Source organism: Chromobacterium sp. CCUG 30098, assembly GCF_059916605.1.
Genome location: NZ_JAUCGS010000001.1, coordinates 811,489 through 838,064 on the forward strand (window position 1 = coordinate 811,489; position 26,576 = coordinate 838,064).

23 protein-coding genes and 2 tRNA genes are annotated in these 26,576 nt (G+C 63.0%); 21 read left to right on the forward strand and 4 right to left on the reverse strand.

The window, feature by feature from the left end; translation table 11 throughout:
- Positions 1-110 precede the first annotated feature (110 nt).
- The 6 genes from pap (at position 111) to QUG03_RS03865 (ending at position 7,738) form a co-directional block, all read left to right on the forward strand.
- Positions 111-1,595: a polyphosphate:AMP phosphotransferase gene (gene pap / locus QUG03_RS03840; protein ID WP_227105040.1), complete on the forward strand. Its 1,485-nt coding sequence runs from the start codon at positions 111-113 to the stop codon at positions 1,593-1,595.
- Positions 1,570-2,298, forward strand: a complete 729-nt coding sequence (locus tag QUG03_RS03845; RefSeq protein ID WP_253313687.1) for a substrate-binding periplasmic protein — start codon at positions 1,570-1,572, stop codon at positions 2,296-2,298. The genes pap and QUG03_RS03845 overlap by 26 nt, the downstream gene beginning before the upstream one ends.
- Positions 2,299-2,362: 64 nt before the next feature.
- Entirely contained in the window at positions 2,363-4,060 is a 1,698-nt protein-coding gene (recD, locus tag QUG03_RS03850) for an exodeoxyribonuclease V subunit alpha (RefSeq protein ID WP_500819416.1), read from the forward strand.
- Between the two features lie 176 nt (positions 4,061-4,236).
- Entirely contained in the window at positions 4,237-5,124 is an 888-nt protein-coding gene (locus tag QUG03_RS03855; protein ID WP_227105034.1) for an NUDIX hydrolase, read from the forward strand.
- Positions 5,125-5,491: 367 nt separating this feature from the next.
- Entirely contained in the window at positions 5,492-5,683 is a 192-nt protein-coding gene (locus QUG03_RS03860) for a hypothetical protein (protein ID WP_048409471.1), read from the forward strand.
- Between the two features lie 192 nt (positions 5,684-5,875).
- Positions 5,876-7,738 (forward strand): ABC transporter ATP-binding protein, encoded by a 1,863-nt coding sequence (locus tag QUG03_RS03865; protein WP_107800640.1) that lies wholly within the window; start codon positions 5,876-5,878, stop codon positions 7,736-7,738.
- 176 nt (positions 7,739-7,914) lie between these two features.
- Here QUG03_RS03865 and QUG03_RS03870 read toward each other — a convergent pair.
- A tRNA-Arg gene (locus QUG03_RS03870) sits at positions 7,915-7,991 on the reverse strand.
- A 137-nt stretch (positions 7,992-8,128) separates the two neighbouring features.
- Here QUG03_RS03870 and QUG03_RS03875 point away from each other — a divergent pair.
- On the forward strand, positions 8,129-8,872 hold the full coding sequence (locus QUG03_RS03875) for a c-type cytochrome (protein ID WP_500819418.1): 744 nt from the start codon (positions 8,129-8,131) through the stop codon (positions 8,870-8,872).
- Between the two features lie 520 nt (positions 8,873-9,392).
- On the opposite strand, the gene QUG03_RS03880 is transcribed toward QUG03_RS03875, so the two are convergent.
- Positions 9,393-11,408 (reverse strand): UvrD-helicase domain-containing protein, encoded by a 2,016-nt coding sequence (locus QUG03_RS03880; protein ID WP_227105030.1) that lies wholly within the window; start codon positions 11,406-11,408, stop codon positions 9,393-9,395.
- Positions 11,409-11,537: 129 nt separating this feature from the next.
- Between QUG03_RS03880 and QUG03_RS03885 the strand changes: the two genes are divergently transcribed.
- From QUG03_RS03885 to QUG03_RS03900, 4 genes are all read left to right on the forward strand, one after another.
- Complete coding sequence (locus QUG03_RS03885) at positions 11,538-12,359, forward strand: symmetrical bis(5'-nucleosyl)-tetraphosphatase (protein WP_107800637.1); 822 nt, start codon at positions 11,538-11,540, stop codon at positions 12,357-12,359.
- A 304-nt stretch (positions 12,360-12,663) separates the two neighbouring features.
- Positions 12,664-13,869, forward strand: a complete 1,206-nt coding sequence (locus QUG03_RS03890; protein WP_500819419.1) for an MBOAT family O-acyltransferase — start codon at positions 12,664-12,666, stop codon at positions 13,867-13,869.
- 79 nt (positions 13,870-13,948) lie between these two features.
- Positions 13,949-14,986 (forward strand): SGNH/GDSL hydrolase family protein, encoded by a 1,038-nt coding sequence (locus QUG03_RS03895; RefSeq protein ID WP_500819420.1) that lies wholly within the window; start codon positions 13,949-13,951, stop codon positions 14,984-14,986.
- Positions 14,983-16,137 carry an SGNH/GDSL hydrolase family protein gene (locus QUG03_RS03900; RefSeq protein ID WP_500819421.1) on the forward strand — a complete coding sequence of 385 codons (1,155 nt, stop codon included), beginning with the start codon at positions 14,983-14,985 and terminating at the stop codon, positions 16,135-16,137. The genes QUG03_RS03895 and QUG03_RS03900 overlap by 4 nt, the downstream gene beginning before the upstream one ends.
- A 72-nt stretch (positions 16,138-16,209) precedes the next feature.
- Here QUG03_RS03900 and QUG03_RS03905 read toward each other — a convergent pair whose 3' ends face one another.
- Both QUG03_RS03905 and mutM read right to left on the reverse strand, forming a co-directional pair.
- Positions 16,210-17,025 carry a lysophospholipid acyltransferase family protein gene (locus QUG03_RS03905; protein ID WP_500819422.1) on the reverse strand — a complete coding sequence of 272 codons (816 nt, stop codon included), beginning with the start codon at positions 17,023-17,025 and terminating at the stop codon, positions 16,210-16,212.
- Between the two features lie 40 nt (positions 17,026-17,065).
- Positions 17,066-17,881: a bifunctional DNA-formamidopyrimidine glycosylase/DNA-(apurinic or apyrimidinic site) lyase gene (mutM, locus tag QUG03_RS03910; protein WP_500819423.1), complete on the reverse strand. Its 816-nt coding sequence runs from the start codon at positions 17,879-17,881 to the stop codon at positions 17,066-17,068.
- Positions 17,882-17,959: 78 nt separating this feature from the next.
- On the opposite strand from mutM, the gene QUG03_RS03915 reads away from it, so the two are divergent.
- From QUG03_RS03915 to QUG03_RS03960, 10 genes are all read left to right on the forward strand, one after another.
- A complete protein-coding gene (locus QUG03_RS03915; RefSeq protein ID WP_474454625.1) occupies positions 17,960-19,717 on the forward strand; it encodes a tetratricopeptide repeat protein in 1,758 nt (585 codons plus the stop codon).
- A complete protein-coding gene (gene lolB / locus QUG03_RS03920; RefSeq protein ID WP_488876879.1) occupies positions 19,717-20,256 on the forward strand; it encodes a lipoprotein insertase outer membrane protein LolB in 540 nt (179 codons plus the stop codon). Before QUG03_RS03915 ends, lolB begins: the two co-directional genes overlap by 1 nt.
- 52 nt (positions 20,257-20,308) lie before the next feature.
- Entirely contained in the window at positions 20,309-21,166 is an 858-nt protein-coding gene (gene ispE, locus QUG03_RS03925; RefSeq protein WP_500819425.1) for a 4-(cytidine 5'-diphospho)-2-C-methyl-D-erythritol kinase, read from the forward strand.
- A gap of 7 nt (positions 21,167-21,173) precedes the next feature.
- Positions 21,174-21,248, forward strand: a tRNA-Gln gene (locus QUG03_RS03930).
- A gap of 88 nt (positions 21,249-21,336) precedes the next feature.
- Positions 21,337-22,320: a ribose-phosphate pyrophosphokinase gene (locus QUG03_RS03935; RefSeq protein ID WP_043589892.1), complete on the forward strand. Its 984-nt coding sequence runs from the start codon at positions 21,337-21,339 to the stop codon at positions 22,318-22,320.
- Between the two features lie 60 nt (positions 22,321-22,380).
- The gene (gene rplY / locus QUG03_RS03940; protein ID WP_043589895.1) at positions 22,381-22,668 is read left to right on the forward strand and encodes a 50S ribosomal protein L25; all 288 of its coding nucleotides are present in this window, start codon (positions 22,381-22,383) and stop codon (positions 22,666-22,668) included.
- A gap of 90 nt (positions 22,669-22,758) precedes the next feature.
- Positions 22,759-23,340 carry an aminoacyl-tRNA hydrolase gene (gene pth / locus QUG03_RS03945; protein WP_107800629.1) on the forward strand — a complete coding sequence of 194 codons (582 nt, stop codon included), beginning with the start codon at positions 22,759-22,761 and terminating at the stop codon, positions 23,338-23,340.
- Positions 23,341-23,416: 76 nt separating this feature from the next.
- Complete coding sequence (gene ychF, locus QUG03_RS03950) at positions 23,417-24,508, forward strand: redox-regulated ATPase YchF (RefSeq protein ID WP_107800628.1); 1,092 nt, start codon at positions 23,417-23,419, stop codon at positions 24,506-24,508.
- A 113-nt stretch (positions 24,509-24,621) separates the two neighbouring features.
- Positions 24,622-25,596 (forward strand): GumC domain-containing protein, encoded by a 975-nt coding sequence (locus QUG03_RS03955; RefSeq protein ID WP_500819427.1) that lies wholly within the window; start codon positions 24,622-24,624, stop codon positions 25,594-25,596.
- 138 nt (positions 25,597-25,734) lie between these two features.
- Positions 25,735-26,508, forward strand: coding sequence for a transporter substrate-binding domain-containing protein (locus tag QUG03_RS03960; RefSeq protein WP_231580992.1), 774 nt, complete (start codon positions 25,735-25,737; stop codon positions 26,506-26,508).
- Positions 26,509-26,576: the final 68 nt, after the last annotated feature.

A 26,576-nucleotide genomic window follows, 5' to 3' on the forward strand; every position in this document is an offset into this window, starting at 1 on the left:
GCGGAGTGCGCAAGCCGCGGTCATGGGACTAAGCTGAACTATCTGAAGTGGAACGCGGCCGGAAGGGGAGAGTGGCGCCGGGCGCGGGCCGACAATAACAAGGACGCATCATGTTCGAATCCGCCGAAATCGGCCATAGCATCGATAAAAAGACATTCCGGGAAGCCATGCCCAAATTGCGCGAGGCCTTGCTGGACCTGCAATACGATTTGAAGGAGAAAGCCGATTTTCCGGTGCTGATCCTGATTCACGGCTTCGACGGCGCCGGCCGCGGCGAAACCATGAATCTGATCAATGAATGGCTGGACCCGCGCCTGATCGACACCGTGGCCTTCGCCGAAGCCAACGACGACGCCCGCGCCCGGCCCTGGATGTGGCGTTACTGGATGCAGCTGCCGGCCAAGGGCCGCATCGGCATGTTCTTCGGCTCCTATTACTCCGACGCCCTGTTCGACCGGGTGTTCGCCCGCAGCGACCGCGACGCGCTGGACAAGCAGATATTCGACATCCTGCGCTTCGAACGCATGCTGACCATGGACGGCGCGCTGGTGCTGAAGTTCTGGTTCCACTTGACCCGGGAGCAGCAGCACAAGCGGCTCAAGCAGATGGAAAAAGATCCGGCCAGCAGTTGGCGCGTGACCAAGACCGACTGGGAGCATTACGAGCGCTACGACAAGATACGCAAATCCGCCGAGCACATCCTGCGGCTGACCAATACCGCCGCCGCGCCCTGGGTGGTGGTGGACGGCGAGGACGCCAATTACCGCAGCCTGACCGTGGGCAACACCCTGCTCAACGCCATCCGCAACCGGCTGGCGCAGGCGCAGGGGTCGCAGGCCGAATTGATAGACGCGCCGCCGCTGCTGGCGCCGATAGACAACAAGCTGTTGCTGGACACCCTGCAACTGGACCAGCCCATGGACAAGGGCGAATACAAGGCCGAGCTGGAAAAACTGCAAGGCCGGCTGCACCGGCTGACCCGTCACCCGCGCTTCGCCCAGCATTCGCTGGTGCTGGCTTTCGAAGGCAACGACGCCGCCGGCAAGGGCGGCAGCATACGCCGCATCACCCAGGCGCTGGACGCGCGGCGCTACCGGGTGGTGCCCATCGCCGCGCCCACCCAGGAAGAAAAGGCCAAACCCTGGCTGTGGCGCTTCTGGCGCCATATGCCGGGCAAGGGCGGCATCACCATTTTCGACCGCACCTGGTACGGCCGGGTGCTGGTGGAGCGGGTGGAGGGCTTCGCCAAGGAGGCGGACTGGATGCGCGCCTATTACGAAATCAACGATTTCGAGCATCAGCTGAGCGAAAACGGCGCCGTCATCGTCAAGTTCTGGCTGGCCATCAGCAAGGACGAACAGATGGCGCGTTTCAAGGGCCGCGAGGAAACCGGCTTCAAGCGCTTCAAGATCACCGAGGAAGACTGGCGCAACCGCGACAAATGGGACGCCTACAAGCTGGCCGTCAGCGATATGGTGGACCGCACCAGCACCAGCAAGGTGCCGTGGACGCTGGTGGAGGCCAATAATAAATACTATGCCCGCATCAAAATTCTTAAAACCATTTGCGATGCGCTGGAAGCCCGGCTTGCTTGAGCGCGGCGTCCGGCTGATCGCCTTGCTGCTGGCGATGCCGGCCGCGGCCGCGCCCGGCTTGCGCGCCGGCGTGGCCAACGACAGCTTCGGCCCTTTGTACAGCGCCCAGGACGGCGCGCTGGCCACCCAGTACCGCGCCGCGCTGGAGCTGATCGGCCGGCACAGCGGCGTCCGCTTCGAGCTGGAGTACTATCCGTCGTCGCGGCTGCAGCAATTGTTCGAGGTGGGCAAGGTGGACGTGGAAGTGGGCGTCAATCCGTCCTGGCGCGCGCTGTCGCCGGTGGCCGGCTTCTACACCCGGCCCATCGACGTGCAGACGTTGCGGCTGTGCTTCGCCCCCGGCAAGCGGCGCAAGGGCGCGGCGCCGGCCAGCCTCAGCGGCCTGAGTCTGGGTGTGCTGCAGGGGCGCAGCTACCCCGTGCTGGAAGCCGGTTTCGCCAGCGGGCAATTCAAGCGGGTGGAGGCCGCCAGCGAAAGCGATCTGATCAGCGGTCTGCGCCAGGGCAGCATGCAGGCCATCGTCTTGAGCCAGCGTCAGCTGGACTTGCTGCTGAACCGCGCGCCGGAGGCGCAGCCCTGCGCGGCGGGCGACGTCGTGGGCAGCGTGTCGGTGATGCTGCGCCTGCATCCGCAATACCGGCAACTGTTGCCGCAATTGGACAAGGCGATTCAGCAGCTGCAAGATAGCGGCAAATTGCGCTGAAGCGCTTCGAGTCTCCCCATTCCGGCTCCGCGTCGCGGAGCGCAAAGCATCCGGATTCCAAGCCATGTCTGTCCAGCAAGCCCTGTTGCCCGCCGAACTCGCCCACTTGTTCGCCCGTCTCGATCCCGGCGTGGACGAGGCCGCGTTGGCGTTGATCCACGAGCTGGCCAGCGCCAATCAGGCCGGCCACGTCTGCCTGCCGCTGGCGCAGCGTCCGGAGCGCAAGGCCTTGCAGGCCAGCGCGCTGGTCGGCCGCCCCGGCGACTACGCGCCCCTGATCCTGGACGCCGCCGGCCGGCTGTATTTCGCCCGCCACTGGTTCGACGAAGCGCGGCTGGCCGAGCGCCTGGCCGCGCTGGCCGAGCCGGGACCGGCGCCGGACGGCGCGCGCTTGCGCCCTTTGCTGGAGGCTTTGTTCGGCGCGGCGTCCGCGGCGGGTCCGGACCGGCAGAAGCTGGCGGCGGCCCTGGCGGCGCGTCAGCGCCTGATGATCATTTCCGGCGGTCCGGGCACCGGCAAGACCACCACCGTGCTCAAGCTGCTGGCCTTGCTCGCCGGCCTGTCGCCGCGGCCGCTGGTGATGGCGATGGCGGCGCCCACCGGCAAGGCCGCCGCGCGGCTGTCGGAGTCGGTGCGCGGCGCGCGCGCGCGGCTGGACCTGGCCGAGGATACGCTGCGGCAATTGCCGCAGCAGGCGCAGACGCTGCACCGCTTGCTGGGCTTGCGCCCGGGCGCGGCGGCGCCGCGCCATCACGCCGGCAATCCTTTGCCGCTGGACGTGCTGGTGGTGGACGAGGCGTCGATGATAGACCTGTCCTTGATGGCGCGCATGGTGGAGGCTTTGCCGTCGCAGGCGCGGCTGATTCTGCTGGGCGACCGCGATCAGCTGGCCTCGGTGGACGCCGGCGCGGTGCTGGGCGATTTGTGCGCCGACATCCATTACCGTCCGGATACTCTGGACTGGCTGCGGGTGAACTGCGGCGAAACCCTGCCGTCGACGCCGGGCGCGGGCGGCAAGCTCACCGATTGCGTGGCGCTGCTGACCCACAGCCATCGTTTCGGCGCCGATTCCGGCATCGGCGAACTGGCGCGGCGGGTGAACGCGGGCGACGGCGTCGGCAGTTGGGCGGTGCTGCAGGACCCGGTGTGGGGCGATGTGGAAGCGGTGCCGGCCTTGGAGGCGGCGGAGGTGCTGGCGCGCTGGCGGCCGTATTGGCGGGCGGTGCGCGCGGACGCGCCGCTGGCCGAGCGGCAGCAGGCTTTCGCCGGCTTCATGCTGCTGGCGGCGGAACGGCGGCAGGTGGAGGCCTTCAATCTGCGCGTGGAGCGGCAGCTGGAGGCCGACGGCGACAAGCCGGCCGGCCGCGACTGGTATCCGGGGCGGCCGGTGATGATCAGCGAGAACGATTACGGCCTGGGCCTGTTCAACGGCGACATCGGCTTCACGGTGCAGCGCGAGGCCGGTTTGCGCGTGGCCTTTCCCGGCGACGACGGCGGCTGGCGCGAATTCGCCCCCGGCCGGCTGCCGCAGCACGACACCGTGTACGCGATGACGGTGCACAAAAGCCAGGGGTCCGAGTTCGGCGAGGTCTGTCTGCAGCTGCCGGAAGCGGCGGGGCCCTTGCTGAACCGGGCGCTGGTGTATACCGCGATCACCCGGGCGCGGGAGCGCTTCCTCGTGTCCGGCGCGCAGCCGGTGTGGGAACAGGCGGCCGTCGCGGCGCCGCAGCGTTACTCGGGGCTGGCGGATAAATTGAAATGACAAAGTCGTTAAATTGTCTGGACGGAGGGTTGGCCGAAGCGGCCGCCGAGACAATTCCGCAACATCCCAACGCAAAATAATCTGTTTATTTGCCGGCTGTTACGCCAGATATAGTCAAAGCCCAAGAAGCATCCTAAGATGCAGCCTTCCCGAAACACATCGCAGCGGAGTCGGCAATGCAAGTGGATGCGGTTCTGGCCTATCTCGACAAGATCACCCGTTTTGATCGTCAGCAATTCACGCCTTTGTATATCGGCAAAGAGCGCTTGGGCTGGGTCAACGCGGCGTGGAAGGAACGCTTGCTGAACAGCGAATCGCAGCTGTTCGAGGAGCAATACCAGAAACTGCATTGCCGGCTGGATGGCAGTTACCGCAGCATCAGCCACGCGCTGGCGCAGGCGGCGCGGCGCTGGCAGCAGGCCGGTTGGCTCAATGGCTGGCGCAATGAGAACTTCACCGCCTTCCGTCACGACGGCTCCCCTTATTTCGAACTGGAACGCGCCGCTTTCCGCCCGCTGGGCCTGACCAGCCGCGCCGTGCACCTGAACGGGCTGACCCGTTTGCCGTCCGGCGAAGTGCGGATGTGGGTGGGGCGCCGCAGCCCGCACAAGGCGGTGGACCCCAATCGCATGGACAACCTGGTCGGCGGCGGCGTCGCCGCCGGCGAAACCATAGAACTGGCGCTGGAGCGCGAGGGGTGGGAAGAAGCCGGCGTGCGCCGCGAGCAGGTGCGGGATTTGCCGCAATCCAGCTTGCTGCTGGCCGAGCGCCCGGTGCAGCGCGGCCTGCACCGCGAATGGATTTACGCTTTCGATCTGTGGCTGGACGCGGGGGAGACGCCCTGTAACCAGGACGGCGAGGTGGCCGAGCACATCCTGACGCCGTTCGCCGAAGTGGAACGCCTGCTGTTGGAAGAGCGCTTCATGATAGACGCGGCCTTGGTCGCCAGCGATTGTCTGGCGCGCCACGGCTATTGGGGAGAGCACACCCCGACGATAGACGCCGCCTTGGCGCGCATCCGCCACCCTCAGCGCAGCGATGTGCACGCCTTGACCTCCTGCTGATTCCCTTGCCGCGCCGGGACGCTCTTCACTGTGGCCGGCGCGGCTCTCCCGCTATTGTTCTATCCGTTTATATTACATCTGCGTGAATTAATTCAGGAATCTTTGCCTGATGCCACCGGTAATGGGTAGAATCATTCTCAAGAGCGGAAAAATCCGTCAATAAATGCCAAGGGCCCTTGGCCCGCGCTGTTTCCCGCGCCAAATCTCGTGTCGCTAAGCGCCGCCGTCCGCGAAACGGCGCTTGCTTCGCGTAAAATTATGCCAATGGTTTGTTTTTGGCGGAATCAAGGAAACATCGGCATGGCGAGTTTCTCACTTTTTGCCGGCGGTGAAAGCGGACGCCGCGGCCTTGGGGGGCGCAAGGGGGATGTATCGTTTGAAACTGATCTCGGAGCAGTTCGGCGTCGACGACAGCGGGCCGCTGCATCCCAGCCAGGAACAAGCGCGGCGGGCCGCGCTGGTGATGTGGAACGTTTACCGCGGCCAGCTGCGCATCGAGATTCACCGCGTGGTGGACCTGCGCAGCCGCAAGACGGAAAAGCTCGAGGAGTTGTGCTGACTGTCGCGTTTTAGCCAATGTAGTTGCCTACAAATCAACCCTGTTCGCGTTTATTGGCTGAATATGACAAATGCGGGCATGGTCGACGCCAACTTTCCATTGCGCGATTTTCAGCGCTTGGCTATTGTCCTACTTCCCATTAAACCCAAAGCAGGCGCGGCTCAAGAGGCGGCCTCTGCACTGGAGCGATCTTTGTTCAACTGGTTCGAAAAGCGGATCCATCCGTATCCCGACACGTCTCCGGCCCAACCTCCCAAGGGCTTTTTCCCATTTTTGTGGTTCTGTACCCGCGGCCTGCGCGGCCTGATTGCGGCCGTCATTTTGCTGACCGCCGGCATCGGCGCCTTCGAGGCCTTGCTGTTCTCCATGCTCGGTTCCGTCGTGGACTGGCTGAGCGCGGTCAAGCCCGCGCTGTTGTGGGACGCGCAACGCCATAATCTCTTGCTGCTGGCGGGCATCCTGCTGGCCAGTCCCTTGCTGATCGCCGTGCAGGCGCTGATCAAATACCAGGGCCTGTCCGCCAACTTCCCCATGCTGCTGCGCTGGAATTTCCACCGCCACCTGCTGCGGCAGAGCATGAATTTCTATCAGGACGAATTCGCCGGGCGGGTCTCCGCCAAGGTGATGCAGACCGCGATCGCGGTGCGGGAAACGGTGATGATCGTCGCCGACATCCTGGTGTTCGTGGTGATTTACTTCGTCACCATGATCGCCGTGGTCGGCAGTTTCGACAGCCGTCTGCTGTGGCCCTTCCTGGCCTGGCTGGCCTTGTACGTGGCCACGCTGTACTTCTTCGTGCCGCGTCTGGGCCAGGCCGCCACCGCCCAGGCCGACGCGCGCAGCCTGATGACCGGCCGCATCACCGACGCCTACACCAATATCGCCACGGTGAAGCTGTTCTCGCACGCCCAGCGCGAGGCCGGCTTCGCCCGCGGCGCGATGCAGGAATTCCTGGCCACCGCCTATCGCCAGATGCGTTTGATCAGCGGCTTCGAAATCATCAACCACAGCCTGAGCATGTTGTTGATCGCCAGCACCGCCGGCGCCACCTTGTGGCTGTGGAGCATGGGCGAAGTCGGCGTCGGCGCGGTGGCGGCGGCCACCGCGATGGCGCTGCGCCTGAACGGCATCTCGCACTGGATCATGTGGGAGATGGCTTCGCTGTTCGAGCAAGTGGGCACGGTGCAGGACGGCATCGCCACCCTGTCGCGCCCGGTGCTGGTCAATGACAGCGCCGACGCCAAGCCCTTGGCGGTGAAGCAGGGCGAGATCCGCTTCGATCAGGTGGATTTCAGCTACGGCGGCAGCAAGAGCGTGATCGAACAGCTGTCGCTGACGATACGCCCGGGCGAGAAGATCGGCCTGGTCGGCCGCTCCGGCGCGGGCAAATCCACCATCGTCAATCTCTTGCTGCGCTTTTACGATCTGGACGGCGGCCGCATTCTGATCGACGGCCAGGATATCGCGCGGGTGACGCAGGACAGTCTGCGCGCCCAGGTGGGCATGGTGACGCAGGACACCTCGCTGCTGCACCGCTCGGTGCGCGACAACCTGCTTTACGGCAGGCCGGACGCCGACGACGCGGCGATGGAGGCCGCCGCGCGCCGCGCGGAGGCGCACGACTTCATCCTGACCTTGACCGACCCCAAGGGACGCGTCAGCTACGATGCTCATGTCGGCGAACGCGGGGTCAAACTGTCCGGCGGCCAGCGCCAGCGCATCGCCATCGCCAGGGTGATGTTGAAGGACGCGCCCATCCTGCTGCTGGACGAAGCCACCAGCGCGCTGGATTCGGAAGTGGAAGCGGCGATTCAGCGCAGTCTGTATCGGCTGATGGAGGGCAAGACCGTGGTGGCCATCGCCCACCGGCTGTCCACCATCGCGGCGATGGACCGCTTGATCGTGCTGGACAAGGGGCGCATCGTGGAAGAGGGCGACCACCGCAGCCTGCTGGCCAAGGGCGGCCTGTACTCGCGGCTGTGGGCGCATCAGAGCGGGGGCTTCCTCGGCGAAGAGGACGACGACGCAGCGGAGCCGGTGGCGACGCTGGCCTGAGGCTGAGCCTAGGCCAAGGCAAGAGAGCGGGACGCGCAAGCGGCCCGCTTTTTTCATTGCGGAGACGGGAAGACGGCTGCGGCGATGCAGGACGCGTTTAGACGAAAACGCGGTTTCGGCGCGCGTCGCGGAAAAATAATGGGAAAAGCGGAAAAACGGAAAATACTGAGATGTTGTGGCGCACCCGACAGGGATCGAACCTGTGACCTTCAGCTTCGGAAACTGACACTCTATCCAACTGAGCTACGGGTGCGCTGTGCTTGCTTTGAGGCAGGCCCGCATCATAGCGCAACTTCCTTACCCGAGTCCAGTGTATGGTTTTGCCTTGCCTTCAGGCTTACCGTATAATTATCCTATTTTAAATGTCATTAATTCCAGGCGAGGCTCGTAATGAGTAATGAGAACGGAATGGCTCCCGGCCAGGTCATCAAAGTGCTGGTTGGCGTCGTTGTCTTTCTTGTAGTGGCAATCTGGCTTTTGGCCAAGTTGGCTACCAGCGGTTACAACGTGGATGCCGAAGTAATGACCAAGGAGGCCATTGCGTCTCGCCTGAAACCGGTCGGCGAAGCCAAGGCCAGCGACGCGCCTCCGGGAATGCGCACTGGCGAACAGGTATATAAAGGCATCTGTATTTCCTGTCACGGCACCGGCCTGGCCGGCGCACCCAAGTTCGGCGACACGGCCACCTGGGGTTCGCGCATCGCCAAGGGCTGGGACACGCTGACCCAGCACGCGCTGCAGGGCTTCAACGCGATGCCGGTCAAGGGCGGCGCCACCGACCTGAGCGATGACGAAGTGAAGCGCGCGGTAGCCTATATGGGCAACTCCGCGGGCGGAAAGTTCACCGAACCGCCGGTGGGCGGCGCAGGCGGCGCGGCCGCGGCGGCGGACCCGGCCGTGGTGGGCAAGAAAATCTACGACAGCGTGTGCATGGCCTGCCACGCGGCCGGCATCGCCGGCGCGCCGAAGTTCGGCGACAAGGCGGCCTGGGCCGAACGTCTGAAGCCGGGTCTGGACGAAGTGGTTAAGATCGGTATCAAGGGCTTGAACGCGATGCCGGCCAAAGGCGGTTATACCGGCAGCGACGCCGAGTTCCGCTCCGCCGTCGAGTACATGGTGAATAATTCCAAATAAGCCGCGGATCAACGCAGCAAAAAACGCCTTGCACGGTTGCAAGGCGTTTTTTATCGCCCAAAAGCGGGGGTTTCTATGTTTTTGGGAAAATTTTGACCGGATGAAATGGCAATGTGCTATGTCAACAAAACCCCGCTGTAACAAGGGACAGGTGCCCTGGCGGGGCGCATGGTGCATGATGAGTCCATCTGTTTAGGTCGTGAAGCGTCAGGCGCTTCGCGGCTTGGTGTGGGGATTCAGTGGCTTTCCACTTTCGCTTCACCCAGAGATGTTCCTCATTCTTCATATGGCGCCGCTGGCGCCATTTTCTTTTACGCGTCGCGCCAGCCAGGATGGACCGGCGTCGCAGGCGAAAGTTCTCGCGCCTTGGTGTGGGTGCTCAGCGCCTGTTCAAAGCCTGGCGAGCCTGCGCGCGACAAGGCAAGCGACTGAGAGCGCGAGATGGCCATGGTCATCTGGGCATGCCGAAGCGGCGGACGCCGCGCGCTATTCTCCACGCGGGCAGGGCTTGCTCGGCTTTTCAGGATTCGGCCGGCTTTTCCTTATTGGCCAGCATCGCGCTGAGGCTGGCCAGCCGCGATTTGCCCTCGGTCTTGCTGACGATGGGCTCGGCGCCGGGTTTGCCGAAGTGGCGCAGATCGTCGCCGTTGATCTCGCTGATGAAGCGGGACGGTTCGACGAACTGCCATTCGCCGGCGCGCTTGCGTTTGACGCAATAGGTCAGCGTCAGCATGCGCTGGGCGCGGGTGATACCGACGTACATCAGCCGGCGTTCTTCCTCCACCATGCCGTTGTCGACGGATTCGCTGTGCGGCAGGATGCCTTCCTCGGTGCCGACCAGGAAGACATACGGGTACTCCAGACCCTTGGACGCGTGTAGCGTGGACATTTTAACCGCGTCCACCTCGCCTTCCTCGCGTCCTTCCAGCATGGTGATCAGCGCAATGGTCTGGGTCAGCTCCACCAGGTTCTTGCCGCTGTCCTCGCCCTTGCGGCTGAGCCAGCTCACCATTTCCAGGATGTTTTTCCACTTGGTTTCGGCGATGCGCGGGCTGTCCTCGCTATCGTAAAGCCAGGCCTCGTAGCCTATGGCCTGCATCATCTCCATCGCCAGCGGGCCGCCGTCCTCGCGGGTGGCGCGGTATTGCAGATTGGCGATGAAGTCGCAGAACTGCTCCAGCGGCTCCAGCTGGGCCTTTTGCACTTGCAGGCGGAAGCCTTCCTCATGAGCGCTGGCGAACAGGCTTTTGCCGCGTTCGCCGGCCCAGGCACCCAGCCGTTCCAGCGTGGCGGCGCCGACGCCGCGCTTGGGCGTGGTCAGCGCGCGAATGAAGGCTGGATCGTCGTCGGGATTGGCGATCAAGCGCATATAGGCCAGCATGTCCTTGATTTCCGGCTTGTCGAAAAAGCTTTGGCCGCCGGCCATCTGGTAGGGGATGCGCTGATTGCGCAAGGCTTGTTCGAAGATGCGCGCCTGATAGTTGCCGCGATAGAGGATGGCGTAGTCCTTGAACTCGGTGCGGTATTCGAACTTGTGCGCCAGCAGCCTTTGCACCACGGTTTCCGCCTCGTGCTCTTCATCCTTGCACTGAACCACGTGGATGGGTTCGCCCAGGCCCAGTTCGCTCCACAGCTGTTTCTCGAACAGCTTGGGATTGTTGGAGATCACCGAGTTGGCCGCGCGCAGGATGCGGGCGGTGGAGCGGTAGTTCTGCTCCAGCTTGATGATCTTGAGCTTGGGGAAGTCGCTTTGCAGCAAGCGCAGGTTTTCCATATTGGCGCCGCGCCAGGCGTAGATGGACTGGTCGTCGTCGCCCACCGCGGTGAACATGCCGCGCAAGCCGGTCAGCAGTTTGACCAGCTGGTACTGGCAGGTATTGGTGTCCTGGTATTCGTCTATCAGCAGGTAGCGCAGCTTGTTCTGCCACTTCTGCAGCACGTCTTCATTGCTTTGGAACAGCTGCACTGGCAGGCGGATCAGGTCGTCGAAGTCCATCGCCTGGTAGGCGCTCAAGGTGTCCTGATAGGCGACGTAAGTGGAGGCGCAGACGCTTTCCCATGCGCCCTGGGCTTCCAGCAGCATCTGGTCTGGCGTTTTGAGGTCGTTTTTCCACAGTGAGATCTGGCTCTGCACCTTGCGCACCTCATCCTTGGAGGTGGTCTTCAGGATGTCGGAGATGATCTTGCCGGCGTCGAAGGCGTCCAGGATGGAGAACTGGGGCTTATAGCCGAGGTGCGGCGCTTCCTGACGCAGGATCTGCATGCCCAGCGAATGGAAGGTGGAGACGGTGATGCCGCGGATCTCCGCCGGCGTCATCAGCTTGCCCACTCGTTCCAGCATCTCGCGCGCGGCCTTGTTGGTGAAGGTGATGGCGGCGATATTGCGCGCATTGATGCCGCCTTCGCGGATCAGGTGCGAAATCTTGAAGGTGATGACCCGGGTTTTGCCGGAGCCGGCGCCGGCAAGCACCAGCAAGGGGCCGTCAAGATACTGGATCGCCGCGCGCTGCGGCGGATTGAGCAAGGGAGCGGACATGGCGGTATGGGGGAAGGGGCCCGGCGGGGCGCAGTAAATCGGTAACTCAGCCAGTGCATTGTAGCATGCGGTATCATGGCGCTATCCGCGGATGACGTCTCAGATCGATCCGCCACTTATGAGGTGCATATGGCCATCTACGCTATTGGCGACATTCAAGGGTGTTTCCAGCCGTTTCAGCAGTTGCTGCGGCAAATCGATTTCAATCCCGGCAAGGATACTCTGTGGCTGACGGGAGACTTGGTCAATCGCGGTCCGCAGTCTCTGGAAGTGCTGCGCTGGGTGTTCCAGCATCAGGATCAGGTGGAGATCGTGCTGGGCAACCACGATCTGCATTTGCTGGCGGTGGCGGAGGGTTTCGGCAAGCTGCATCGCAGCGACACGGTGCTGGACATTCTCAACGCCGCCGATGGAAAGGTGCTGCTGGACTGGCTGCGCTGCCAGCCTATGATGATAGCCGGCCACGGCTACGCGATGGTGCACGCCGGCCTGCTGCCGGAGTGGAGCATAGACCGCGCGCTGGATCTGGCGGAGGAAGTGGAGGCCGGCTTGTCCGGCCCCAAGCACCGCGAATTCCTGTCTCGGCTGTACGGCAACCGGCCGACGCGCTGGAACGAGGAGCTGCGCGGCTCCGACCGTCTGCGCGTGATCGTCAACGCGATGACCCGGATGCGTTTCTTGAACCGCGACGGCGAGATGGATCTGAATTACAAGGGCGAGCTGGAAAACGCGCCGGCCGGGCTGACGCCCTGGTTCGAGGCGCCGGGGCGCTGGCAAGGCGAGATGCCGATTATCTGCGGCCATTGGTCGGCGCTGGGCGTGCATATCACCGACGACGTGGTGGCGATTGATTCCGGTTGTTTGTGGGGCGGCAGCCTGACCGCGATGCGTTTGGGGGACCAGGCCTTATTCTCCCTGCCGTGTTCGGCTTATCGCGAAATCACCGCCTAAAGAGTATGGGCGGCTGCGCCGCCGTAAATAAAATATCGACAAGCCATAGTCAGCCAGGCCCTATGGCTGTCATAATCGCGGCTCTTGCCAGAGCCGTTTTTTTATTTGTATGAGTTACCTTTCCATTGAGTTCGCGCTGGCATTCCTCGCCTTTTTCGCCCTGTATTGGCTGTGCCGCAAGCGCACGGATTGGCAGAATGGTTTGCTGTTATTGGGCAGTTACGCCTTTTATGCCAAGCTTGATTGGCGATTTGCGCTGATTCTTGCCGTTTATACCCTGTTATTGACCCTGATATCGTCGCGGATGCTTGATTCCGTCCGGCCCAAGCGTTGGTTGCGCGCAGGTTTGCTGATAGCGGTGGGCAATCTGGCGATATTCAAATACTTCGATTTCTTCCGCGAAAGCGCGCAAGCGGGGCTGCATGCGTTGGGTATCGCCGCGATATTGCCGGCGGTGGATTTCCTGATGCCGGTGGGCATCTCCTTTTACACCTTTCAATCGGTCAGTTATCTGGTGTCCCTGTATCGCGGCGAATTGCGTTTCGCCCGGGCCAGGGAGCTGGGTTTGTTCCTGGCGTTCTTTCCCACCTTGTTGGCCGGGCCGATTTGTCGCGCCACCGGTCTGCTGGAGCAGCTGCGCAGCGGCGCGTGTCGCCACATCCTGCAACTGGATCGCGCGCTGGGTCTGATTGTGCTGGCCCTGGCCAAGAAACTGTGGCTGGCCGGCTGGTTGGCCGGCGCCTGGGTGGACCCGGTGTTCAGCGCGCCGGAAACCTATCATGCGCTGGAGGTCTGGGCGGCTTTCTACGCCTACGCCTTCCAGATCTATCTGGATTTCTCCGGCTACACCGATCTGGTCACCGCCCTGGCCTTATTGCTGGGCATCCAGTTGCCGCGCAATTTCGACGCGCCCTACCTGGCGCACAATCTGCGCGACTTCTGGCGGCGCTGGCATATGTCGCTGTCCAGCTGGATTCGCGACTACGTCTATATCCCCTTGGGCGGCAACCGGCTGGGCTTTGCCCGCGCCCAGCTCAATTTGCTGGCCGCGATGCTGCTGTCCGGCCTGTGGCACGGCGCCAGCCTGAAATACCTGGTGTGGGGCGGCATGCACGGCCTGGGCGTGGTGGGCTTGAACCTGGGGGACCGGCTGTTGGGCAAGGAAGCGCTGACGCGGCGCTGGGCCTGGCTGGCGCGGCTGCTGACCTTCCATTACGTTTGCCTGGCCTGGGTGTTTTTCCGCGCCGCGTCGCTGGAGGACGCCTGGAGCTTTTTGGAGGCCATGGCCGGCACCGGCCAGGAACTGACGCTGAACGCGCCGGGCTTTCTGGCGCTGAGCGCGGCGGCGTTTGTCGCGCTGCCTCATCTGGGCGCGGTTTGCGAACGCGGCATCGCCCAACTGGGCCGCCTGCCGTGGTGGGGCAAGCCCAGCTTGCTGGCCGGCTGCGCCTTGCTGATCATCGTGGTGTCGCCGCCGGGCATTCCGGGTTTTATCTATTACCAGTTTTAACCGTGTTTTAGTCGTGCCGGCGCGGCTACGCATCCGCCGCCGCGCGTTTCATTCCTTACCGCATTGAGGCAAGCGTCAAATGATCGCCCGTTCCGCCATCCGCCAGGCCCTGGCCATCCTAGGCAGCAGCATGCTGCTGCTGTGCTGGATCGAGCAGAGCTCCATCAACGCCTATTGGCGGCAGACCTTTCACCGTCCCAGCCAGCTGGAAGCCTTGTCCGAGCTGAGCGTCTGGCGTTTGGGCGCGGAACTGGGGCGGGAGTTTCGCGATCAGAGCCGAGGGCTGCTGAGCCGGCTGGATCGTTGGGACGACGAGATGATCGCCTATTTCAACGCCTGCTGCCTGAGGCCGGCATTGCCGCCGGCAAGCGCGCCGGCGGAGCCGGCGGCGGCGCAGACAACGGCAACGGCGGCCTTGCCGAACGCGGCCCCGACGCCGCGGCCGCCGTCGGCCCCGCCGCAGCAAGCGGCGCCCAAGGACGCCCGCATCTTGCTGCGTCCGGGGCAGAAGGTGTTGCTGGCCGGGGACTCCATGATGCAGGGCGTGGCGCCGCATTTGCTGCGTCCCTTGTTCAAGCTGCACCAGATCAAGGCGCTGGATCTCAGCAAGCAGAGCACCGGTCTGACCTATCCGGATTTCTTCAACTGGCCGGACACGATAGAACGGCAGTTGGCGGCCAATCCCGACACCGGTCTGGTGGTGGTCTTCCTGGGCGCCAACGATACTTGGGACATGGTGGGCGGCAGCCGCTACATCCGTTTCGCCTCCGAGGAGTGGGAACAGCGCTACCGCGAACGCATCCGCGCCATCCTGGCTTCGGTCCGCAAGCATGGGACGCAATTGCTGTGGCTGGGCGCGCCGAATATGGGCAAGGACAAGCTCAATCGCGGCGTGCAGTACATTAACGGCGTCTTCCGCGAGGAAGTGGAAGGCGCGGGTCAGCGCTATCTGTCCACCCGCGAGGCCTTGGGCAGCGAGGACGAGACGTTCACCAAGTTCATGACCTTGCCCGATCAGGGCGAAGTGGCGGTGCGCACCGCCGATGGTATTCATTTCACCCGTCAGGGCCAGGTCTTGCTGGCGCGGCGCGTGTTGGCAGAATTGAGGTTTGAATGAAGTTGAGAATCAGCGGGGCATTGGCCTGCTGGCTGGTGGCGGCATCGGCGCTGGCCGCGCCGGTGCAGGATTTCGGCGAGATCAATCTGGCGAGGCTGGCGTCGCGGCTGAAGGCGATTTCCACCGCCGTGCAGCCGGTGCGCGTCACCCAGCTGGGGGATTCGCATACCGCGGCAGACTATCTGACCGGCACGCTGCGGGAGCGCTTCCAGGCCAAGTTCGGCGACGCCGGCATCGGCTGGACGCCGCCGATGGCGGTGCCGGGCCAGCGTCATGCGCTGGTAATGGCGCGCAGCGAGGGCTGGACGCTGATCAATAGCCGAAAAGACGGCGATCCGGACTTCCCGCTGGGCGGTTATATCGCTCAGGCGCAGCGGCCGGGCGCCGCTATCAGCGTACTGCCGCGCAATCCGCTGGACGGCCTGTGGCGCGCACGCTTCCGCGTGCGGGCGGCTCAGGACGGCGCCGGCGCGCTGGAAGTGGATGACGGCCACGGCAGCCGCAAACTGAATCCGCCGGAGGCGGGCAGGGGCTGGCAGACGGTGGAGCAGAAGCTGTACTTCCCCTTTGTGGTGCGTGCTGGCGCGCTGCCGGCGGTGGAGCTGGGCGGCATCGAGCTGGAGCGGCTGGCGCCCGGCGTGGTGCTGGACAGCATAGGCAGCAACGGCGCCCAGCTGTCGATCTGGCAGCGCTGGGGCAAGAGCTGGAGCGCTCAGTTGGCGGAGCGCAACAGCGACCTGGTGATCCTGGCCTACGGCGTCAACGAGGCCTTTGACGACAGGCTGGACCTGATCGAGTACCAGCTCAATCTGCAGGCGGCGATCAACACCGTGCGCCGCGATCTGCCGCAGGCGGCCATCCTGATGCTGGGCGCGCAGGACGCCGCGCGCAAGCGCGGCGCGGCCAGCAAGGAGTGCTCGCCGGGCCGTCCGCTGCAATTGGCGGCGGTCAAGCGCATCCAGCAGAAAGTCGCGCGCGACAGCCATGTGCTGTATTGGGATTGGGAGCAGGCGATGGGCGGGCCTTGCAGCATGAAGCGCTGGCAGGCTCAGCAGCTGGCGCGGCCGGACATGGTGCATTTCTCGCAGCAGGGCTATGCCAAGCTGGCCGACGATTTGTTCGATAATCTGATGGCGCGGCTCAGTCTGTGAGCGTAGTCGGCGCTGGATGAGAAAAGCCCCCGGACGGGGGCTTTTGCATCGGCGAGGATTCGCCGCAGGTGCTCAGTGCTGGCGAGCCGGTTCCTGCGGCGCTTCCGCGGCCGGCGGCGGGCTCAGGCGCAGCGCGCGCGCCACTTCCTGCTGCGCCTGTTGCGCCAGCGCGAAGCGGGTATCCAGGCCGTTTTCCCAGGCTTTCAGCGGTTGGCCGTAACTGACCTCCACCTCCATCGCCGGCATCGCCAGCACTTTGCGCACGCTTTGCAAAAAGGTCAGGTCGCCGATGAAGGCCGGCTCCAGCGTCTGTTCGCCGTCTGCGCCGTAATAGCGCAGGCCCACCGGCTGAACGGTGCCGCGCGAAAGCAGGGCGGCTTCGAACAGCGAGGCCTTGAACGGCAGCAGGGCCAGGCCGTCCGAGGTGGTGGACTCGGGGAAGACCGCCATGCAGGCGCCGTTTTCCATTGCGTGGGCCAGCGCCTTGTAAACGCGGCTGGCGTCCTTGCGTTTGCTGCGGTCGATAAACAGGGTGCCGCCCAGATGCGCCAGCCAGCCCAGCACCGGCCAGGAGCGGAGCTCGCGCTTGGCGACGAAGCGGGACACCGTGCAGCTATTGAGCACGAAGATGTCCAGCCAGGAAATGTGGTTGGCCACCAGCAGGGTGTTGGGCGGGTAAAAGCCGGGGTTGACGCCGTGGATCCGCACGCTGATGCCGAGGATCTTCAGCGCGTGAGCGGCCCAGCGCCGGGTGACGACGGCGCGCTCGGCGTGGGCCAGCCGAGAATAACGGGTGGCCAGGATGAAAACACCGACGGCCAGGTGGCCGAACAGGCGCGCGACGCGTCCTATCCGGGTGAGCAAAGAGGTTGTGGCGATTGACTTCAAGATGCTTTGAGGCTCGGTGCGCAAGGTTGAGGCCGTAACTCTAGCATGGCTGGCATAGCGGACAATAGTAGGAACTGCGCTGGCCCTGGCGCAAATGCCGGATCGGCGTGCCGCATTGGCGGCAGGGCTGGTCCTGACGGCCGTACACCATATAAGTCTGTTGGAAATAACCCGGCTTGCCGTCGCTGTGCACAAAGTCGCGCAAGGTGCTGCCGCCAGCCTGGATGGCGCGGTTCAGCACGCTGCGGATTTCCTCGGCCAGCCGGCGGTATTCTCCGTCGCGCACCGCGTTGGCGGCGCGGGCGGGATGGATGCCTGCGTGGAACAGCGCCTCGTTGGCGTAGATATTGCCGACACCCACCACCACGTGATTGTCCATCAGCATCAGCTTGACCGCGCTGCCGCGGCGTTGCGCGGCCCGGATCAGGGTGTCGCCGTCGAAGCCGTCGGACAGCGGTTCGGGTCCCAGCGCTTGCAGCAGGGGGTGGTGCTCGATGGCGCCGACATGCCACAACACCGCGCCGAAGCGGCGGGGATCGCGGTAACGCAGCACATTGGGGCCCAGCAGCAGATCGATGTGGTCGTGCTTCTCCGGCGGGGTGTCGGCCGGCAAGAAACGCAGGCTGCCGGACATGCCCAGGTGGATGATCAGGGTGCCGGCATCGGTGCCCAGCAGCAGATACTTGGCGCGGCGATCGACGGAACGTATCGTCAGGCCGCGCAAGGCGGCGTGCAGTTCCCGCGGCACCGGCCAGCGCAGGCCGGCGTGGCGGACCACGGCGCCCTCCAGCGTGGCGTTCAATAAATGGGGCAGAATCCCGCGGCGGGTGGTTTCGACTTCTGGCAGTTCAGGCATGGGTAGAATGGCGCGAAGATAAAAACAGGTCATGCTATTCTACGCATTCAACAGGTTTATAAGCAGGTCTCTGACTCCATGCGAATGCAACGGCTGAAAAAAACACTCCCTTTGCTGATGGTCGCGCTGCTGTCGGCATGCGCCAATTTCAAGCACCCGGGCGCGGCGAAGTCGGTCGATGCCGGCAAACCGGCCGGCGACGAGGCCGCGATCACGCAGAAAGAAGACGAAACCCTACTGCCCAAGGCGGAGCTGACGCCGGAAATCCTCTATGGCGTGGTGGCCGGCGAAATCGCCGCCCAGCGCGGCTCGGTGGGCGCCTCCGCCGTGACCTATCTGGAACTGGCACGTCAGACGCGGGATCCGCGGCTGGCGCAGCGCGCGGCCGAATTTTCCATGTTCGCCGGCCTGCTGAAGGAAACCTCGGAAGCCCTGACCCTGTGGATGGAGCTGGCGCCGGACTCGGTGCCGGCGAGAGAACAGCTGTTCATCACTCTGCTGCGCGCCGGCAAGCTGGCGGAAAGCAAGCCGCTGATCGAGGCGCTGCTGCAAAAAGAGCCGGAGCGGGCGCCGGCCATCTTCGTTCAACTGGCGCGGCTGACCTCGCGCCAGAGCGACAAACAAGCCGCTTACGAGCTGGTGAAGCAATTCGCCGTCCGCTATCCGGACCTGGCCGAGGCGCGTTTCGCGCTCCTGGCCGTGGCCGCCGAGGCCGGCGATCAGGCCACGATGAACCGCGAATTCGACAGGCTGGCGCAGATCGCGCCGGCCTGGGACTTGCCGGTGGCCTGGCAGGTGGACCGGCTTCGCCGCGAGCAGCCGGAGCAGGCTATCGATTTTCTGCAGCGGGAACTGGCGCGGCGGCCGAACGCCGGCCTGGAACTGAAGCTGGCCAAGCCGCGGCTGCTGGTGGGCGCCAAGCGCTTCGCCGAGGCGCGCCAGGCTTTCGACCAGCTGCTGCCTAGCAATCCCAATAATCCCGATTTGCTCTACGCGTCCGGTCTGATGGCTTATCAGATGCGCGACCTGCCGGCGGCGGAGCGGCATCTGCGCCAGGCGCTGGCGGCCGGCCATCCGGAGGCCAATTTCATTCGCTACACCCTGGGCCAGATCGCCGAGGAGCGTCAGGACGCCGCCGGGGCCAGGGGCTGGTACGAAATGGTGGGCGCCGGGCCGCAATTCCTGCCGGCGCAAGGCCGGCTGGCGATCATGGACGCTGGCGACGGCAAGCTGGATCTGGCCCTGGCGCGTCTGGCGCCCTTGGGCGGCAACGACCAGGAGAAGATCACCCTGGCTTTGCTGCAGTCCCAGTTGGCGCGCGAGGGCAAGCAGCCCGGCAAGGCCCATGACTTGTTGAGCAAGGCGCTGCTGCGCATGCCCAAGGCGCCGGAGTTGTTGTACGAGCGGGCGCTGGTGTCGGACAGCCTGGGCAATGTCGGCAACGCCGAACGCGATCTCAAGCAAGTGCTGAAGGAAAAGCCCGGCGACGCTCAGGCGCTTAACGCGCTGGGCTACACCCTGACCAATCGCACCAGCCGCCATCAGGAAGCGCTCGGCTATATCGAAAAGGCGCTGAAGAGCGAGCCGGACAATCCCACCATTCTGGACAGCCTGGGCTGGGCGCAATACAAGCTGGGCCGCCTGGACGCCGCCTTGAAAACGCTGCAGAAGGCCTATGCGCTGTTGCCGGACGCGGAACTGGCCGCGCATCTGGGCGAGGTGTTGTGGAAGCTGGGCAAGAAGGACGAGGCGTTGGCGGTGTGGAACAAGGCGCTGGAGGCGAGTCCGGAACATGATGTGCTGCGCGAAACCATGCGCCGTCTGGGGGCCCATTGATGAAGTGGAGCGCTCTGATCCTGGCCCTGTCTCTTGCGCTCACCGGCTGCGCGACGCGCGAGGCGGTGTTCATGCCCACCGCGACGCAGTCCGCGGACCAGCCCTTCGCGGTCAGTGGGCGTTTGTCGGTGAATCTGGACGGCAAGGGGCATGTCGCCAACTTCGATTGGCGGCACCAGCCTGAGCGCGATCAGTTGGCGATCAACTCGCCGCTGGGCAATACCGTGGCCGAAGTGATCCGCGACGCCGGCGGCGTCACCCTGCTGGCGGACGGCAAGGCCTGGCAGGCTGCGGATGTGGAAAGCCTGACCGAGAAAACCCTGGGCTGGCCGCTGCCGCTGTCCGGCCTGGCCTGGTGGATCCGCGGCATGCCCGTGCCGGGCGAGGCGAGCGAAGTCCGTCCCGACGGCGAATTGCTGCAGCAGGGTTGGCGCATCCGCTTTGTGCGCGAGGCCGAGTCCGGCGAGCGCTATCCCAAGCGCGTGGATCTGGCCCGAGACGGTTTGACGGTCAGAGTGGTGACCCGCGACTGGCGCTGACGCGCGTCGCTTCCTCCGTATTATTTCTAATGATTGCCATGGTGTTCTGTTGATGAGTTCCCCCGTATTCCAAGACTTTCCGGCCCCGGCCAAGCTCAATCTCTTATTGCACGTCGTCGGCAAGCGCCCGGATGGCTATCATTTGTTGGAGACGGTGTTCCGCTTCGTCAACTTCAGCGACACCGTGTCGCTGGCCTTGCGCAACGACGGCCGCATCGTGCTGGAGACGCCGATCGCCGGCGTGGACCCGGAGCAGGACCTGACGGTGCGCGCGGCGCGTCTATTGCAGGCCCATGCCCAGTGCGGGCTGGGCGTGGCCATTCGTCTGGACAAAAAGATACCGATGGGCGGCGGTTTGGGCGGCGGAAGCTCCGACGCCGCCACCGTTTTGCTGGCCTTGAACCGCATGTGGGGACTGAATCTGCCGCGGGCGACTTTGCAGGAACTGGGTTTGAAGCTGGGCGCGGACGTTCCTGTGTTTATTTTCGGGCGCAGCGCGCTGGCCACCGGCGTTGGCGAAAAACTGAATGAAATCAAATTGAAGCCGGCATGGTATGTGGTAATTCACCCTCAGGTGCAGGTGCCCACCGGCAAAGTATTTCAAAATTTTTCGCAAGAGGTGTTGACAGAGGTAGGGGTCGTCGGCATAATGCGAATCCTCGAAACAACGCAGCAGCGACGAAACGATCTGCAAAACGTTGTTTCGAATATGTACCCAGCGGTGAATGAAGTGCTGACCGAATTAAGAAAATATGGTTCGCCGCTGATGACTGGTTCCGGTTCCTGCGTGTTTCTGGAGTGCCAGTCTAAAGACGAAGCCGATAAAGTTTATCAGGCGGTGTCGATAAAATATAAGGGGTTTTTAGCAAAAGGACTCGATGTCCATCCCTTAATCGACAACGCTGAATAAAGGTTACTGGGGAGTCGCCAAGTGGTAAGGCACCGGATTTTGATTCCGGCATTCGTAGGTTCGATCCCTACCTCCCCAGCCAAGACTTTCTCTCAATAAGAGAGAGCATGAAAAAAGCGTGTAAGAATCCCTTACACGCTTTTTCTTTATCTAGCTAAGGCACACGAATCATGGCGGCATACGACAGTTTGATGGTATTCACCGGGACCGCGAACCCGGAACTGGCCCAAAACGTAGTCAAACATCTGGATATCTCGTTGGGACGCGCCGACGTCGGCAAGTTCAGCGACGGCGAAGTGGCGGTGGAGCTGCTGGAAAACGTACGCGGACGCGACGTGTTCATTCTGCAGTCGACCTGTGCGCCGACCAATGACAATCTGATGGAAATCCTGACTATGGCCGACGCGCTCAAACGCGCTTCGGCCGGTCGTATTACCGCGGCGATTCCGTACTTCGGCTATGCGCGCCAGGACCGCCGTCCGCGTTCCGCCCGTGTGCCGATCTCCGCCAAGCTGGTGGCCAATATGCTGACCAGCGCCGGCATCGACCGGGTGCTGACCGTCGATCTGCACGCCGACCAGATTCAGGGCTTCTTCGACATTCCGGTGGACAACGTCTACGCGACGCCGGTGCTGCTGAAGGATATCCGCTCGCAGCGCATCGAAGATCTGATCGTGGTCAGCCCCGACGTGGGCGGCGTGGTGCGCGCCCGCGCGATGGCCAAGGCCTTGAACACCGATCTGGCCATTATCGACAAGCGTCGTCCCAAGGCCAATGTGGCCGAGGTGATGAACATCATCGGCGACGTGTCCGGCCGTACCTGCCTGATCGTCGACGATATGATCGACACCGCCAACACCCTGTGCAAGGCGGCCAGCGCTCTGAAAGAGCGCGGCGCCCAGCGCGTGCTGGCCTATGCGACTCACCCGATCTTCTCCGGTCAGGCGATTGATCGCATCAAGAATTCTGACATCGATATGGTGGTGGTGACCGACACCATCCCGTTGACCGCCGAGGCCAAAGCCTGCCCGAACATCCGGGTGGCCTCCATCGCCGGCCTGCTGGCCGAGACGCTGCGCCGGATCAACAACGAAGAATCGGTGTCCTACCTCTTCAATGAGGAACTGGTTGCGGCGGGCGCCTGCCTGCCGTGAACATCGGGCCCGCTGGTCGCGGCGGGCCGGGTGCTTTTAATCTGAAACTGGAGTTTTGCCATGTCTTTTGAATATACCGCCAGCAAGCGTGAAGAGTCGGGTACGAGTGCGAGCCGCCGCCTGCGTCACGCCGGCCAGGTTCCGGCCGTTGTTTACGGCGCTTCCAAAGAAGCCGTATCCATCGTTCTGGACCACAACACCATGTACTACGCGCTGAAGAACGAAGCGTTCCACACTTCCGTTCTGGATCTGGTGATCGACGGCCAGAAAGAACAAGTTAAAGTGGCTGCGTTCCAAATGCACCCGTACAAACAGCAAGTAATGCACATCGACTTCGCTCGCGTGTAATCTAGCTGCCGTGCCGTCTGACGGTAACGGTTGAAAAGCTCGTTGCTAGCCGTCGGCCCGCAACGAGCTTTTTCATTTGGAACAGAGAATATGTCCGGCATTCGCCTGATAGTCGGCCTGGGCAACCCCGGCGCCGAATACGATAGAACGCGCCATAACGCCGGTTTCTGGCTGGTGGACGAGTTGTGCTGGCGCTATAAGGGCAACTGGCGCACGGAAGGCAAGTTTCAAGGCGACGTCGCCCGAGTGGACATCGAGGGACAGGACGTCTGGCTGCTCAAGCCGATGACCTATATGAATCTGTCCGGACAGGCGGTGTTGGCGCTGGCCCATTTTTACAAGATTCTGCCGGACCAGATCCTCGTGGTGCACGATGAGCTGGACCTGCCGCCCGGCGCGGCCCGTTTCAAGCAGGGCGGCGGCCACGGCGGCCACAATGGCTTGAAGGACATCGCCGCGCGGCTGAGTTCGCCGGCCTTCTGGCGTTTGCGTCTGGGGATCGGCCATCCGGGAGACCGCAACGAAGTCGCCAATTTCGTGCTGAAGAAGCCGCGCGCCGAGGAACAGCAGGCGCTGGACGAGGCGATCGAGCAGGCGCTGCGGCAATTGCCGGCGGCCATCGGCGGCAAGATGGCGGCGGCGATGAAGGAATTGCACACCGCGGCCAAGTAAGCCGCTGGGCAAATCGCCGGCTTGCCGCTATGCTGCGGCAGAACAAGATTTTTCAAGAATTCGAAGGAATGCGGACATGAGTCTGAAATGCGGTATCGTCGGCCTGCCCAATGTGGGCAAGTCCACCCTGTTCAATGCGCTGACCAAGGCCGGCATCGAAGCCGCCAACTATCCCTTCTGCACCATCGAGCCCAATGTCGGCATCGTGGAAGTACCGGATCAGCGCCTGGCCGAACTGGCCAAGATCATCAATCCGCAACGCATCCAGCCGGCCATCGTCGAATTCGTCGACATCGCCGGCCTGGTGGCGGGCGCCTCCAAGGGCGAGGGCCTGGGCAACCAGTTCCTGGCCAATATCCGGGAGACCGACGCCATCGTTAACGTGGTGCGTTGCTTCGAAGACGAGAACATCGTTCACGTCGCCGGCAAGGTGGATCCGATCGCCGACATCGAAACCATCGGCACCGAGCTGGCGCTGGCCGACCTGTCCGCGGTGGAAAAGGCGATGACGCGCGAAGGCAAGAAGGCCAAGTCCGGCGACAAGGACGCGCGCGCGCTGATCGCGGTGCTGGAGAAGCTGGTGCCGCATCTGGATCAGGGCCTGCCGGCGCGCTCGCTGGACTTGAGCCCGGAAGAAATGGTCTTGGTCAAGCCGCTGTGTCTGCTGACGATCAAGCCGGCGATGTATGTGGCCAACGTGGCTGAAGACGGCTTCAGCAACAACCCCTTGCTGGAGCGGGTACAGCAACTGGCCGACAAAGAAGGCGCGCCGGTGGTGGCCTTGTGCGCGGCGATCGAGTCCGAAATCGCTGAGCTGGACGACGCCGACAAGGCCGAATTCCTGGAGACGCTGGGTCTGGAAGAGCCTGGCCTGGATCGTCTGATCCGCGCGGGTTACAAGCTGCTGGGTCTGCAGACCTACTTCACCGCAGGCGTTAAGGAAGTGCGAGCCTGGACGATTCATATCGGCGACACCGCGCCGCAGGCGGCCGGCGTGATCCACACCGATTTCGAACGCGGCTTCATCCGCGCGCAGACCATCGCCTATACTGACTTTATCGCGCTGGGCGGCGAGTCCAAGGCCAAGGAGGCCGGCAAGATGCGGGCCGAGGGCAAGGACTACGTGGTCCAGGACGGCGATGTGATGAACTTCTTATTTAATGTGTGATCTTATCGGATCGAAATAAAGGCATGCAGCTCTGGCTCATGCCTTTATTTTTGTAAGCCTACTGAGATGCGGCAAAATAGTGCCGACGGGATGTAAATAAAAGGGAACACGTTTTGGAACGCCAAGCTGAAGTCGCTGATGAGATTAGTCTGATTGATATTATTCGTTTCTGTAAAGAACAATGGCGTTTGATGGTTTTCCTCCCCATCATCGCCGCGCTGGCGGCGGTGGCCGTAGTGTTGAATATGGAAGACAGGTATGCGGCGACATCTCTGCTCCTCGTGCCCGCGCCGCTGGGTCCTCAGGGCGGCGCCAGCGTGTTGAAGGATAATGTGATGCTGGGCGAGGCGGCGGCTCATTTTGAGCTGGCCAAGCATTACGGAGTGACTGGTGCGGACAAGGCCAAGCTCAGCTTGTTGGACAATCTCAAAGTTTCCGCGGGCAAAGACGGTTTGCTTGAAGTCTCGGTTCAGGATGTGGACGCGGCATTTGCCGCCCGGCTCGCCAACTACCTTGTGGAGCAGACCCGGCAGCGGATTCTGGGCTTGCACGTGACGGAACAGAGCAAGAAATACCTGGTGTTGCAGGAGCGGATCAAGGTGGTGCAAGGTCAGGTGTCGGGAGCGAAGCGCGAGCAGAAGCAGCTGGGCGCGGTAGCCGAGACCTTCCTGAACAGCGAATCGGCGCGTGTGATCGAGAGTTTCGCGCGCTTGGAAGCGCAAATGAACGCTCAGCAAATGGAAGGGAATAGCCCGGTACAGTCGTCTTTATTGCAACTGCGCGCGGAATTGGAGCGCAGCAATCCGCAGGTCAAGTCCATCTCTCCGAGGCAGTTGGCTACGATGCGTGATTTGTTCTTCTATCAGGCCACGTTGGAGGAGCTGCAGAAGCAGGCTTCGGTGGCCAGAGCGTTGATGTCGCAGGATGTGCAGGTGGTGTTGCCGGCAAGCCCCCCTTTGGAAAAGGCGGGACCGAAACGGACTATGATCGTGTTGCTGGCCGGTCTGGGGGGCTTTGTCTTGGCGGTATTGATTGGCTTGGGGCGTAAGTTGGGGGCAACGCTGCGCCAGCGCTTGCAAGCAGAGTAAGATGAATTGACATCATGGCCGCTTTTCGCGGCCATTGTTCTATCTAGAACTTGGCAGCGCCAACGGCTAGTGATATTCTCGCTTTTGACTATTTTGTTTTTCAAAATTACCAAAGGTTATATTGATATGCGCAAGCTGATGACGCTTCTCGTAATGGCGGGCCTGGCTGGCCAGGTGTTCGCGGCGGACTTGCTGGATACGGTCAAGCAGCGCGGCAGCCTGAAAATCGCGTTGGAAGGCACTTACCCGCCGTTCAACTTCAAGGACGCCAAACAGCAGCTGACGGGTTTCGATGTCGAGATCGCCACTGAAATCGCCAAGCGTCTGAAAGTGAAGCCGGAATTCACCACGGCGGAGTGGAGCGGCCTGCTGGCGGGCTTGCAGGCCGGCAAGTTCGACATCGTGGTCAATCAGGTGGGCGTGACCGACAAACGCAAGGACGTGTTCGACTTCTCGCAGCCCTACACCTACTCCAGCGCGCAGCTGATCGTGCGCAAGAACGAGAGCCGCGTTTTCAAGAGCCTGGCGGACCTGAAAGGCAAGAAGCTGGGCGTGGGCCAGGGCAGCAATTACGCCGATATGGCCAAGGCCGTGGCCGGCATCGAGGTGAAAACCTATCCCGGCGCGCCCGAATACCTGCAGGATCTGGCCAGCGGCCGCGTGGACGCGGCGCTGAACGACAGCTTGCTGATCCCCTTCGCCATCAAGCAGGCCAAGTTGCCCTTGAAGGCCGGCGCGCCGGTGGGCGAGGTGGCGACGATGGCTATCCCGTTCGCCAAGAACAATCCGCAGTTCAAGGCGGCGATAGACAAGGCGCTGGGCGATATGAAGGCCGACGGCAGCTTCAAGAAGATCTCGGTCAAATGGTTCGGCATCGACGTGTCGAAAGCGCCGGCGGCGGCCAAGAAATAAGCGGCAGTTGATTTCAGAGTGGATAGGGCTAGACGCCCCTGCTTGCGCGGGGGCGTCGGTTTTTTTTG

Excerpts from the sequence above, each read along its gene's own strand:
- QUG03_RS03960 (WP_231580992.1), top strand. The coding sequence starts at position 25,735 with ATGACGCTTCTCGTAATGGCGGGCCTGGCTGGCCAGGTGTTCGCGGCG.
- QUG03_RS03895 (WP_500819420.1), top strand. The coding sequence starts at position 13,949 with ATGATCGCCCGTTCCGCCATCCGCCAGGCCCTGGCCATCCTAGGCAGC.
- recD (WP_500819416.1), top strand. The coding sequence starts at position 2,363 with ATGTCTGTCCAGCAAGCCCTGTTGCCCGCCGAACTCGCCCACTTGTTC.
- lolB (WP_488876879.1), top strand. The coding sequence starts at position 19,717 with ATGAAGTGGAGCGCTCTGATCCTGGCCCTGTCTCTTGCGCTCACCGGC.
- QUG03_RS03885 (WP_107800637.1), top strand. The coding sequence starts at position 11,538 with ATGGCCATCTACGCTATTGGCGACATTCAAGGGTGTTTCCAGCCGTTT.
- ychF (WP_107800628.1), top strand. The coding sequence starts at position 23,417 with ATGAGTCTGAAATGCGGTATCGTCGGCCTGCCCAATGTGGGCAAGTCC.
- QUG03_RS03935 (WP_043589892.1), top strand. The coding sequence starts at position 21,337 with ATGGCGGCATACGACAGTTTGATGGTATTCACCGGGACCGCGAACCCG.
- QUG03_RS03860 (WP_048409471.1), top strand. The coding sequence starts at position 5,492 with ATGTATCGTTTGAAACTGATCTCGGAGCAGTTCGGCGTCGACGACAGC.
- QUG03_RS03900 (WP_500819421.1), top strand. The coding sequence starts at position 14,983 with ATGAAGTTGAGAATCAGCGGGGCATTGGCCTGCTGGCTGGTGGCGGCA.
- rplY (WP_043589895.1), top strand. The coding sequence starts at position 22,381 with ATGTCTTTTGAATATACCGCCAGCAAGCGTGAAGAGTCGGGTACGAGT.
- pap (WP_227105040.1), top strand. The coding sequence starts at position 111 with ATGTTCGAATCCGCCGAAATCGGCCATAGCATCGATAAAAAGACATTC.
- ispE (WP_500819425.1), top strand. The coding sequence starts at position 20,309 with ATGAGTTCCCCCGTATTCCAAGACTTTCCGGCCCCGGCCAAGCTCAAT.
- QUG03_RS03890 (WP_500819419.1), top strand. The coding sequence starts at position 12,664 with ATGCTTGATTCCGTCCGGCCCAAGCGTTGGTTGCGCGCAGGTTTGCTG.
- QUG03_RS03845 (WP_253313687.1), top strand. The coding sequence starts at position 1,570 with ATGCGCTGGAAGCCCGGCTTGCTTGAGCGCGGCGTCCGGCTGATCGCC.
- mutM (WP_500819423.1), bottom strand. The coding sequence starts at position 17,881 with ATGCCTGAACTGCCAGAAGTCGAAACCACCCGCCGCGGGATTCTGCCC.
- QUG03_RS03880 (WP_227105030.1), bottom strand. The coding sequence starts at position 11,408 with ATGTCCGCTCCCTTGCTCAATCCGCCGCAGCGCGCGGCGATCCAGTAT.
- QUG03_RS03915 (WP_474454625.1), top strand. The coding sequence starts at position 17,960 with ATGCGAATGCAACGGCTGAAAAAAACACTCCCTTTGCTGATGGTCGCG.
- pth (WP_107800629.1), top strand. The coding sequence starts at position 22,759 with ATGTCCGGCATTCGCCTGATAGTCGGCCTGGGCAACCCCGGCGCCGAA.
- QUG03_RS03855 (WP_227105034.1), top strand. The coding sequence starts at position 4,237 with ATGCAAGTGGATGCGGTTCTGGCCTATCTCGACAAGATCACCCGTTTT.
- QUG03_RS03875 (WP_500819418.1), top strand. The coding sequence starts at position 8,129 with ATGAGTAATGAGAACGGAATGGCTCCCGGCCAGGTCATCAAAGTGCTG.